Genomic DNA, 11,013 nt, shown 5'->3' on the forward strand with positions numbered 1-11,013 from the left:
GTATTCCCCATTTCACCTTTGTTCAGGAGTGCCTACCCTATGACCATGTCTTCTTCCCAGATGCTGAGCGCCGCTCTGCTCACCTTGTTCAGCGGCGCAGCACTGGCCCAGAACGCCGCCGCGGCCAAGGCACTCGCGTCCAAAAGCGCTTGCCTGGCGTGCCACGCGGTGGACAAGAAGTTGGTGGGCCCGGCTTTCAAAGAAGTGGCGGCCAAACACGCAGGCCAGGCCGATGCACTTGAGAAAGTGTCAGCGCGCATCAAGTCCGGTGGAGCCGGCATGTACGGCCCGGTGCCCATGCCCGCGCAGGCCCAGCTGAAAGACGACGAACTCAAGTTGCTGGCAGGGTGGATCCTGGCCGGCGCGCCCGAGCAATAACCCCCGCCAGTACACTCTCGCCCTTTCCTCATTTCACAGGAGCCCCCCATGAACAACGCACGCAGAAATGCCCTCAAGACCACCGGGGCGTTTGCCACGCTGGTGTCGCTGGGCATCGTCACGCAAAGCCAGGCCCACGCCGCCATGGACCGCGCCGGTTTTGACATCAAGACCATGGCCGATGCCGTGAAGGCCCTGGGTGGCACCGCCGCGAACAGCGACCAGGTCACCGTGGTGGCACCCGACATCGCCGAAAACGGCGCCGTGGTGCCCGTGGGCGCCACCAGCAAGATCCCCAACACCACCGAGATCTACCTGATCGTCGAGAAGAACCCCACGCCCATGGCCGCCGGTTTCAAGATCCCCGCCGGCACCGCCGCCGATGTGCAGACCCGCCTGAAGATGGGCCAGAGTTCCAACGTGTTTGCCGTGGTCAAGGCCGACGGCAAGCTGTTCTCTGCATCCAAGGAAACCAAGGTCACGCTCGGCGGCTGCGGCGGCTGATCGCCCCCGACCTTTTGCACAACCCCCTTCACAAAATTTCAGGAGTTCAACATGGCTGATCCGATGCGCATCCGCGCCGCCGTCGCTGGTGACGAAACCACCGTCCGCGTGCTCATGTCCCACGTCATGGAACCCGGCACCCGCCGGGACGCCGCCGGCGCCCTCATTCCCGGCCACTTCATCCGCGACGTGGAAGCCACCCACAACGGCAAGGTCGTGCTCGAAGCGGCCTTCAGTGGCGCCGTGGCACAAAACCCCTTCCTGTCCTTCAAGTTCAAGGGCGGCGCCAAGGGCGACAAGGTTGTCGTGAAATGGGTCGACAACAAGGGCGACACCCGCACCGATGAAGCTGTGATCGCTTGAACTGAGCCCCGTTTTTCCCCGACGCAATAACAAGAGGAGACCCCATGAAGAAGACCCTGACCACCTCGCTGCTGGCGCTGGCTGCGCTGTGCGGCGCTGTTGGCGTTTCGCATGCGCAAGGCACGGCCGCCGAAGGCATTGCCAAGTACCGCGAGATGCTGCAGGACGGCAACCCGGCCGAGCTGTTCGAGATGAAGGGCGAAGAGCTCTGGAAGCAAAAGCGTGGCCCGAAGATGGCGACGCTGGAACAGTGCGATCTGGGCAAAGGCCCCGGGGTCATCAAGGGGGTCTTCGTGGAGCTGCCCAAGTACTTTGCCGACACCGGCAAGGTGCAAGACCTGGAAACGCGCCTGCTCACCTGCATGGAAACGCTGCAGGGCTTCAAGGGTGAAGACATTGCCAAGACACCGTTTGGCCGCGGCGAGATGGCCAACGTGACGGCGCTGGCCACCTATGTGGCCACGGCCTCCAAGGGCATGAAGTTCAACCTGTCGCAGTCGCACGCGCAGGAAAAGATGATGTTCGAGACCGGCAAGCAGCTGTTCTTCACGCGCGGCGGCACGCACGACTTTTCGTGCGCTTCGTGCCACGGCAGCGACGACAAACGCATCCGCCTGCAAGACCTGCCCAACCTCACCAAGAACCCCGGCGACGGCATCGGCTTTGCGGCCTGGCCGGCGTACCGCGTGTCCAACGCGCAGATGTGGGGCATGCAGCTGCGACTGAATGATTGTTTCCGCCAGATGCGCTGGCCCGAGCCCAAGTTCGGCAGCGACGCCACCATCGCCCTGTCGGTCTACATGGGCGTGAACGCCAAGTCGGCAGAGTCCATCGTGCCGGCCATCAAGCGCTGATCAGGAGACACACCCCATGAAAAAAATCCGCTCCCTCGTGTTGCTCCCCGTCGTGGCCATCGTGTTGTCGGCTTGCTCCTCGGCTCCTTCACCGGCCGACGTGAACAAGGCCACGGCCGACATGCTCAAGAACTCCTTTCAGGCGCGCGGCATCGCCACGCTGGACCGCCTCAACCAGGACCAGGCCAACGCCGAGTGCGCGGTGGCCGATGCCACCGGCAAACCGCTGGACGCCAAGATGAGCAAGGCCATCGAAGAGGCCAGCATGAAGACCGTGAAATGGCCCACCGACGGCAAGTTCATCGGTGACTGGAAAGAGGGCGAGAAGATCGCCCAGAGCGGTCGCGGCCTGACCTGGACCGACACCGCCACCACCGAGAACGGCGGAAATTGCTACAACTGCCACCAGATCAGCAAGGAAGAAATTTCCTTCGGCACGCTGGGCCCCAGCCTCTACAACTACGGCAAGCTGCGCGGCGTGACCGACCCCAACAGCGCTGGCGGCAAGGCCATCGTGGAATACACCTGGGGCAAGCTGTGGAACGCGCGCGCCTACAACGCGTGTTCACAAATGCCGCGCGTGGGCCACATGGCCATCCTGAACCAGAAGCAGATCCAGGACGTGATGGCGCTGTTGCTTGACCCGGCCTCACCTGTGAACAAGTGATGTGTGTGCCCCGGCCGCCTGTGGCGGCCGGGGCCCGTGATTCCCTAAAAAATTTCGCATAAATATCAGCGATCAGTTATTTATAGGTGCAGCAATGAGTTTCAGCCGCCGTGAATTCATGCAGGTGCTGGCCGTGGCCAGCGCCACCGGCATGGCCCTCAACCACCGCGATGTGTTGGCCGCAACACCCGGCGCCGGTGAGCGCCTGTACAACGTGCCGAAGTTCGGCAACGTGAGCTTTCTGCACTTCACCGACTGCCACGCGCAGCTCACGCCCATCCACTTCCGCGAGCCCAGCGTGAACCTCGGCGTGGCCGAGGCGGTGGGCCGCCCGCCGCACATCGTGGGCGAGAAGTTGCTCAAACAATTCGGCATCCAACCCGGCAGCGCGCAAGCCCACGCGTTCTCCTACCTCGACTTCAGCCAGGCCGCCAAAACCTACGGCAAAGTGGGCGGCTTCGCGCACCTGGCCACGCTGGTCAAACAGCTCAAGGCCAGCCGGCCCAACGCGCTGCTGCTCGATGGTGGCGACACCTGGCAGGGCTCGGCCACGTCGCTGTGGACCAACGGTCAGGACATGGTGGACGCCTGCAAGCTGCTCGGCGTGAACATGATGACCTCGCACTGGGAGCACACCTTCGGCGCCAAACGCGTGCAGGAGATCGTGGAGAAAGATCTCAAAGGGAACATGGAATTCCTCGCGCAGAACATCAAGACCACCGACTTCGAAGACATGGTCTTCAAGCCGTATGCGATGCGCGAGATGAATGGCGTGCAGGTCGCCGTGATCGGCCAGGCCTTCCCCTACACCCCAATAGCCAACCCGCGCTACATGGTGCCCGACTGGACCTTCGGCATCCAGGACGAGCACATGCAGAAGATGGTGGATGAAGCACGCGGCAAGGGCGCGCAGGTGGTGGTGGTGCTCTCGCACAACGGCATGGACGTGGACATCAAGATGGCGGCTCGCGTGCGCGGCATCGACGCGATTCTGGGCGGCCACACCCACGACGGCATGCCCGCGCCCTTTGTGGTGAAGAACGCCGGCGGCCAGACACTGGTGACCAACGCCGGCTCCAACAGCAAGTTCCTCGGCGTGCTCGACTTCGACGTGCGCGGCGGCAAGGTGCAAGGCTTTCAATACAAGCTGCTGCCCATCTTCTCCAACCTGCTGCCGGCCGACGCCGCCATGCAAGCGCACATCGACAAGGTGCGCGCGCCCTACAAGGCCAAGCTCGACGAGAAGCTCGCGGTGACGGAGGACCTGCTGTACCGCCGAGGCAACTTCAACGGCTCATGGGACCAGGTGATCTGTGACGCGCTGATGCAGAACAAAGGCGCCGACATGGCGTTTTCGCCCGGCGTGCGTTGGGGCACCTCGCTGCTGCCGGGCGACACCATCACCTACGAGCGCATGATGGACCAGATGGCGCTGACCTACCCGGCCACCACGCTCAACACCTTCACCGGCGAGCAGATCAAGACCATCCTGGAAGACGTGGCCGACAACATCTTCAACCCCGACCCCTACTACCAGCAGGGCGGCGACATGGTGCGCGTGGGCGGCATGCAGTACACCGTGACACCCAATGCTTCGATGGGCCAGCGCATCAACAACATGACGCTCAAGGGCAAGCCGATCGAGGCCGACAAAACCTACAAGGTGGCCGGCTGGGCGTCGGTGCAGGAGGGCGCGAAGGGCGAGCCGATCTGGGACGTGGTCTCGGGCTACCTGCGCGACAAGAAGGTCATCAAGGGCGTCCAGATCAACACGCCACGCATCATCGGCATGGACGGCAATCCGGGCCTGGCGGCCTGAGTCTGCTGCTTCTCACACCATCCACGCGCCCATGAAAAAACCCACCGCCCTTTCGGGCGGTGGGTGTCAACAAGCCTTGGAGATTCGGAGGGCTTGGGAATCAGAAGACGTGAGCAACGCCCACGGCGTAGATGTCACGCTGACGCTGTTTCACACCTGCACCGTTCTCGATGTCGCCGTTGGTCAGCAGGCCGTACAAGCGGGTGCGCTTGGACATGTTGTAGACCACGCCAGCGGAGAAAGCATCACCCTTTTCGGTGGTGGTGCCGTTCAGCTTGGCCTTGCCGGTGCTGTAGCCCAGCGAGAAGTCCCACGCACCGACCGGAGCGTTGGCGCCGATGGTGTAGGTGTTGGCTTTCAGGTTGGTCGAGGTCTTGGCCTGGTTCCAGCCGCCCGACACGCGGAACGCGCCGAAGTTGTAGGCAGCAGCCACGGTGGTGTACTCGTTGGTCGAAGCGAATGCGCCGAGGGCGTTCGACTGTGCGCTCTCCTGGTACGCAGCACCCACGTCCAAAGCACCAGCCTTGTAGCGAATGTTGAAGGCTGTCACGTCGTCGTCCGTCGTAACTGCGGTTTCGTCGAAGCCGTGGCTCAGACCGAAGCTGACGCCGCCGAACGAGGGCGACTCGTAGCGGATCTGGTTGCTGGCGCGATCGCCGTAGTCACCAATACCGCCCACGCCGTTGGTGGCGGTGGCGCCGGTGCCCAGGACGGTTTCGGTGGTGGCGAAGACGCCGGAGTCCCAGACGTTGCTGCTGACCATCAGGTCGCGGATGTCGTCGAACGAGGTGTCGTGACGGCCCAGCTTGACGGTACCAAAGCCGCCGGTGAGGCCCACGAAGGCAGCACGGTCGCCCAAAGAGCTGGCGCTGGGTGCATCGATGGTCAGACCGGTTTCGATCGTGAAGATGGCTTTCAGGCCGCCGCCGAGGTCTTCAACGCCACGGAAACCAGGCGGCTGGTGGTCAGGTTGCCGCTGAACATCTTCGTCACGCCAGTGACTGCGCCAACGTTGCCGATTTTCTCGGAACCCACGGACGCATCAAGGCGGCCGTAGACGGTGACAGACGATTGCGCCAGGGCGGCGCCGGAAGCGGCCAGAACGGCCAGAGCAATGAGGCTCTTTTTCATGAGGGTGTACTCCAAAGGATTGAGTGAGGGCTTTCGCCCCTGCCCCCTACCGTATGCAGGGCGACCCCCGTATTTTCTGCAAGAAACACCACCGCCCCATGAAGCCCCCCGGCTTTTTTGCGGGTTCTTACCAATTTACAACGCTGTTTGCGGGTCGGGGTGCTTTCACATGGTTGTCATGAAGCATGCCGGCAATCCACGCACCAGCAAAAACATCACGCGCGGGCACAAGTGAGACAAACAAAAAAGCCCGCTATCGTTCAGATAGCGGGCTTTCAATGTGTACGTTGGTGCCGGAGAGATGAATCGAACACCCGACCTTCTCATTACGAATGAGCTGCTCTACCGACTGAGCTACACCGGCAACGCCTGAGATTATAGCCCGGTGTGGTAGCTGGTCACCCGGTCGACTTCGTTCTTCGAGCCCAGCACCACGCTCACGCGTTCGTGCAGTTTGCCGGGCTGGATGTCCAGAATGCGTTGTTGGCCGTTGGTGGCGGCGCCGCCGGCTTGTTCGACCAGCCAGCCCATGGGGTTGGCTTCGTACATCAGGCGCAGCTTGCCTGGTTTTTCGGGTTCGCGCTTGTCCCAGGGGTACATGAAGACGCCGCCGCGCGTGAGGATGCGGTGCACGTCGGCCACCATGCTGGCGACCCAGCGCATGTTGAAGTCTTTGCCGCGCGGGCCTTCCTTGCCGGCCAGGCATTCGTCCACATAGCGCTTCACCGGTTCGTCCCAGTGGCGCATGTTGCTCATGTTGATGGCGAACTCTTTGGTGTCGGGCGGGATCTGCACGTTTTCTTTGGTGAGCACGAACGAGCCCTGTTCGCGGTCCAGTGTGAACATGGCCACGCCGTCGCCCACGGTGAGCACCAGCGTGGTCTGCGGGCCGTACACGCAGTAGCCGGCAGCCACTTGCTGGGCACCGGGTTGCAGAAAGTCTTGTTCGCTCACACCGGCGCTGCCTTCGGGCTTCTTGAGCACGCTGAAGATGGTGCCGATGCTGACGTTCACGTCGATGTTGCTGGAGCCGTCAAGCGGGTCGAACAGCAGCAGGTATTCGCCCTGCGGGTAGCGGTTGGGCACCACGTAGATGCTGTCCATTTCTTCGCTGGCCATGGCGGCGAGGTGACCGCCCCATTCGTTGGCTTCGATCAGCACCTCGTTGGCAATGATGTCGAGCTGCTTCTGCATCTCGCCCTGCACGTTTTCGGTGGTGGCTGCACCGAGCACGCCGCCGAGGTCGCCTTTGTTGACGGCCTGGCTGATGCTCTTGCAGGCGCGGGCCACCACTTCGAGCAGCAGGCGCAACTGGGAGGGGATGTGGCCGTCGACGCGTTGTTGTTCGACGAGGTAGCGGGTGAGGGAAATGCGTTTGGTCATGGTGATGGGTCTGGAAGGGCTTCGACAGGCTCAGCCCGAACGGGACAGCGGCTCAGTCCGGGCGGTTGGCGTCAGTCGGCCAGGGCACGCGTGACGACTTCGCGCACGTCGTTGCTCAGGTCGGTTTTGGCGGCCACGCGGGCGATGGCTTCGCGCGCTGCGCTACGGTAGGGCTCGGCGAGTTTTTTCCAGCGGTCCAGCGCGCGGGCGAGGCGGGCGGCCACTTGCGGGTTGAAGGCGTCAAGCTCGATGACGCGCTCGCTCCAGTACAGGTAGCCAGCCGCATCGGCGCGGTGGAAAGCGCCGGGGTTGGCGCTGCAGTAGCTGAAGATGACGCTGCGCGCGCGGTTGGGGTTCTTCAAGTGGAAGTCGGGGTGCTTCATGAGCTGGCGCACCGCTGGCAGCACATTGCCGCCGCGGTCGGGCGCGCCGGCCTGCAGGGCAAACCACTTGTCGAGCACCAGGTCTTCGTTCTGGAACATCTGATGGAAGCGGGCCAGGGCATCGCGCGCCAGAGCGTGGTCGCTCACCACCAGGGCCGACAAGGCGTTGAAGCGGTCGGTCATGTTGCCGGCGTCCTTGAAGCGCTGGTAGGCGCGGCCCGGCCACACGGCGTCTGCGCTGGCGCGCGCGTCCAGACACAGCATGGTCAGCGCCATGCCGGCCAGCGCGCGGCGGCCGGTGCTCACCGGGTCGGGGCGGTAGGCGCCGTTGTCTTTGTGCGCGTCGAACGCCCAGGCCCAGTCGGCTTGCAGGGCTTGCGCCAGCTGCAGGCGCATGGCTTCGCGCACGGCGTGCACGCGCTGCGGGTCCACCTCACCCAGCTGCTCGGCGATGTAGGTTTCGCTGGGCAGCGAGAGCACGAGTTCCTTGAAGGCTGCGTCCAGCGTGGGGTGGCGCAACACGTCGCGCATGGCGCCCAGAAAGGCGGTGTCCAGCGGGGCAGCGGGCACTGGGTCGTCGCTCAAGATGGCCATGAGCGCGCGGCGCAGGGCCAGGCGTTGCGCGGCTTCCCAGCGGTTGAACGGGTCGGGGTCGAAGGCCAGCAGGGTGAGCAGTTGTGCGTCGGTGTAGTGGCAGTCGAGCACCACGGGCGCCGAGAAGCCGCGCAAGAGCGATGGCACCGGCTCGCTGTCCAGATTGACGAAGGTGAAGCTCTCGCTGGCTTGCGTCAGCACGAATGTGCGGCTGCCGGCTTCGGGTTGCGTCCAGTGGGCCAGCTGCAGCGGCAGTTGTGTGCCGTCGGCACTCAGCAGGCCGAGCGAGACCGGGATCACGAACGGCTCTTTGGCGCTTTGCCCGGGCGTGGGCGCGCAGCTCTGGGTGAGCGTGAGCGTGTAGCTGCGGGCGGCGGCGTCATACACACCCTCGGCGCGCAGGCGCGGCGTGCCGGCCTGGCTGTACCAGCGCTTGAACTGCGGCAGCAGGCGGGCGAGATCCGTGTCGGGGTTGGCGTCGGCCAGCGACTGGGCGAAGTCGTCGCAGGTCACGGCCTGGCCGTCGTGGCGCGCAAAGTAGAGCTTCATGCCCTGGGCAAAACCTTCGCGCCCCACCAGGGTCTGCATCATGCGCACGACCTCGGCGCCTTTTTCATACACGGTGACGGTGTAGAAGTTGTTGATCTCGGCGTAGCTGTCGGGCCGCACCGGGTGGGCCATGGGGCCGGCGTCTTCGGGGAACTGCGCGGTGCGCAGCACACGCACGTCTTCAATGCGCTTGACCGCGCGCGCCGAGGGCTCGGCGCACAGGTCCATGCTGAATTCCTGGTCGCGGAAGACGGTGAGGCCTTCTTTCAACGACAACTGAAACCAGTCGCGGCAGGTCACGCGGTTGCCGGTCCAGTTGTGGAAGTACTCGTGGCCCACGACCGATTCGATGTTGGCGAAATCGGTGTCGGTCGCGGTGGCGCTGTTGGCCAGCACGTACTTGGTGTTGAAGATGTTGAGACCCTTGTTCTCCATCGCGCCCATGTTGAAGTCGGCGGTGGCCACGATCATGAAACGCTCCAGATCGAGCGGCAGGCCAAAGCGCGCTTCGTCCCAGGCCACACTGGCGATCAGCGAGTTCATGGCGTGTTCGGTCTTGTCCATGTCGCCGGGGCGCACATAGACCTGCAGCAGGTGGTTGCCGCCGCTGCGCGAGGTGATGCGCTGTTCACGCGCCACCAGCTGGCCGGCGACCAGCGCGAACAAGTAGCAGGGCTTCTTGTGCGGGTCGACCCACTTGGCGAAGTGGCGGCCCTCATTGCCCGGTCCTTGCAGGCTGCCTTCTTCCACCAGGTTGCCGTTGGACAGCAGCACCGGGTACCTGGTCTTGTCGGCGCGCAGCGTCACCGTATAGCTGGCCATCACATCGGGGCGGTCCAGAAAATACGTGATGCGGCGAAAGCCCTCGGCCTCGCATTGCGTGAAAAAGGTGCCCTGGCTCACGTAGAGGCCCATGAGTTGCGTGTTTTTCTCGGGCGTGCAGGTGGTGAAGATTTCCAGATCGAACGGATCGGTGCCTTCGGGCAGGCTCTCCAGCACCAGCTGGTTGCCGTCCATCTTGAACGAGCAACCCGCGCCGTTGACCAGCACACGCGCGAGGTTCAGGTCTTCACCGTCCAAGCGCAGCGCCTGCGCTGCTACGTCCGGGTTGCGACGCAGGCGCATCTTGTTGAGCACGCGCGTCTTCGCCGGGTCCAGGTCAAAGCACAGGTCGACCGTGTCGATCCAGTAAGCCGGGGCGGCGTAGTCTTCGCGGCGAACCACGGTGGTGGGGCCTTCACGCAGTGAGCTCATGGTCAGACGCCTTGCTTCAGTGATGCTTCGATGAAGGGATCGAGATCGCCGTCCAGCACCTTCTGCGTGGCGGAAATCTCGACGTTGGTGCGCAGGTCCTTGATGCGGCTGTTGTCCAGCACATACGAACGGATCTGGTGACCCCAGCCCACGTCGGTCTTGGTGTCTTCCAGCTTCTGCTGCTCTTCCTGCTGCTTGCGCAGTTCGAAGTCGTACAGCTTGGAGCGCAGACGTTTCCAGGCCACGTCGCGGTTGCCGTGCTGGCTGCGACCGTCCTGGCACTGCACCACGATGCCGGTGGGGATGTGCGTCAGGCGCACGGCCGAGTCGGTCTTGTTGATGTGCTGACCACCGGCGCCGGACGCGCGGTAGGTGTCGGTGCGCACGTCGGACGGGTTGATGTTGATCTCGATCGAGTCGTCGATCTCGGGGTACACAAACACCGACGCGAACGAGGTGTGGCGACCGCCCGAAGAATCGAACGGGCTCTTGCGCACCAGGCGGTGCACACCGGTTTCGGTGCGCAGCAGGCCGAAGGCGTAATCGCCCTCGATCTTGATGGTGGCGCTCTTGATGCCGGCGGTGTCGCCCTCGGTCTCGTCTTCAATCACGGTCTTGAAGCCCTTGCGCTCGGCGTAGCGCAGGTACTGCCGCAGCAACATGCTGGCCCAGTCGCAAGCCTCTGTGCCACCTGCGCCGGCCTGGATGTCCAGGAAGCAGTTCAAGGGATCGGCCGGGTTGCTGAACATGCGGCGGAATTCGAGCTTCTCGACCTCGACCGCGACCTTGGCGGCTTCGCCCTCGATGGTGATCAGACCGGCCTCGTCACCGTCTTCGCTCGACATCTCGAACAGCTCGGTGTTGTCGGTGAGCTCACCCGTGAGGCGGTCGAGCACCAGCACCACGTCTTCGAGGGATTTTTTCTCGCGGCCCAGGTCCTGGGCGCGTTTGGGGTCGTTCCAGACCGTGGGGTCTTCCAGCGCCGACTCGACTTCCTTCAACTTCGATGCTTTGGCATCGTAGTCAAAGATACCTCCGGAGCTCGACCACGCGTGTGGTCAGGTCTTCGAGCTGCGATCGGATGGCGTTGCTGCGTTCGGCTTCCATGGGGTGTTCCTGCGGTCAATGTTCAAA

General features: G+C 63.6%; 11 protein-coding genes and 1 tRNA gene. 6 read left to right on the forward strand and 6 right to left on the reverse strand.

Going from position 1 to position 11,013, the window contains the following annotated elements; all coding sequences use genetic code 11:
• The first annotated feature begins 45 nt into the window (after positions 1 to 45).
• From ACN4F8_RS13790 to soxB, 6 genes are all read left to right on the forward strand, one after another.
• On the forward strand, positions 46 to 378 hold the full coding sequence (locus tag ACN4F8_RS13790; protein WP_419474123.1) for a c-type cytochrome: 333 nt from the start codon (positions 46 to 48) through the stop codon (positions 376 to 378).
• A 48-nt stretch (positions 379 to 426) separates the two neighbouring features.
• Positions 427 to 882: a thiosulfate oxidation carrier protein SoxY gene (gene soxY / locus ACN4F8_RS13795; protein WP_419474124.1), complete on the forward strand. Its 456-nt coding sequence runs from the start codon at positions 427 to 429 to the stop codon at positions 880 to 882.
• A gap of 51 nt (positions 883 to 933) precedes the next feature.
• A complete protein-coding gene (gene soxZ, locus ACN4F8_RS13800) occupies positions 934 to 1,245 on the forward strand; it encodes a thiosulfate oxidation carrier complex protein SoxZ (protein WP_419474125.1) in 312 nt (103 codons plus the stop codon).
• Positions 1,246 to 1,289: 44 nt separating this feature from the next.
• The gene (gene soxA / locus ACN4F8_RS13805; RefSeq protein ID WP_419474126.1) at positions 1,290 to 2,099 is read left to right on the forward strand and encodes a sulfur oxidation c-type cytochrome SoxA; all 810 of its coding nucleotides are present in this window, start codon (positions 1,290 to 1,292) and stop codon (positions 2,097 to 2,099) included.
• A 16-nt stretch (positions 2,100 to 2,115) separates the two neighbouring features.
• On the forward strand, positions 2,116 to 2,766 hold the full coding sequence (gene soxX, locus ACN4F8_RS13810; protein WP_419474127.1) for a sulfur oxidation c-type cytochrome SoxX: 651 nt from the start codon (positions 2,116 to 2,118) through the stop codon (positions 2,764 to 2,766).
• Between the two features lie 94 nt (positions 2,767 to 2,860).
• Positions 2,861 to 4,585 carry a thiosulfohydrolase SoxB gene (soxB, locus tag ACN4F8_RS13815; RefSeq protein WP_419474128.1) on the forward strand — a complete coding sequence of 575 codons (1,725 nt, stop codon included), beginning with the start codon at positions 2,861 to 2,863 and terminating at the stop codon, positions 4,583 to 4,585.
• A gap of 100 nt (positions 4,586 to 4,685) precedes the next feature.
• Here soxB and ACN4F8_RS13820 read toward each other — a convergent pair whose 3' ends face one another.
• From ACN4F8_RS13820 to prfB, 6 genes are all read right to left on the reverse strand, one after another.
• The gene (locus ACN4F8_RS13820; RefSeq protein WP_419474135.1) at positions 4,686 to 5,504 is read right to left on the reverse strand and encodes a porin; all 819 of its coding nucleotides are present in this window, start codon (positions 5,502 to 5,504) and stop codon (positions 4,686 to 4,688) included.
• On the reverse strand, positions 5,501 to 5,716 hold the full coding sequence (locus ACN4F8_RS13825; RefSeq protein WP_419474129.1) for a porin: 216 nt from the start codon (positions 5,714 to 5,716) through the stop codon (positions 5,501 to 5,503). Before ACN4F8_RS13825 ends, ACN4F8_RS13820 begins: the two co-directional genes overlap by 4 nt.
• A 288-nt stretch (positions 5,717 to 6,004) precedes the next feature.
• Positions 6,005 to 6,080, reverse strand: a tRNA-Thr gene (locus tag ACN4F8_RS13830).
• 11 nt (positions 6,081 to 6,091) lie between these two features.
• Complete coding sequence (locus ACN4F8_RS13835; protein ID WP_419474130.1) at positions 6,092 to 7,099, reverse strand: class 1 fructose-bisphosphatase; 1,008 nt, start codon at positions 7,097 to 7,099, stop codon at positions 6,092 to 6,094.
• A 71-nt stretch (positions 7,100 to 7,170) separates the two neighbouring features.
• Positions 7,171 to 9,879, reverse strand: a complete 2,709-nt coding sequence (gene pepN, locus ACN4F8_RS13840) for an aminopeptidase N (RefSeq protein WP_419474131.1) — start codon at positions 9,877 to 9,879, stop codon at positions 7,171 to 7,173.
• 2 nt (positions 9,880 to 9,881) lie between these two features.
• Positions 9,882 to 10,986 (reverse strand): peptide chain release factor 2 gene (gene prfB / locus ACN4F8_RS13845; protein WP_419474132.1). Its coding sequence is split into 2 segments (ribosomal slippage): positions 9,882 to 10,904 and positions 10,906 to 10,986, totalling 1,104 coding nucleotides; the frame shifts between segments, so codons are not numbered across the junction.
• Positions 10,987 to 11,013 lie beyond the last annotated feature (27 nt).

This window comes from Hydrogenophaga sp., from assembly GCF_048549895.1.
Classification (GTDB): Bacteria; Pseudomonadota; Gammaproteobacteria; order Burkholderiales; family Burkholderiaceae_C; genus Hydrogenophaga.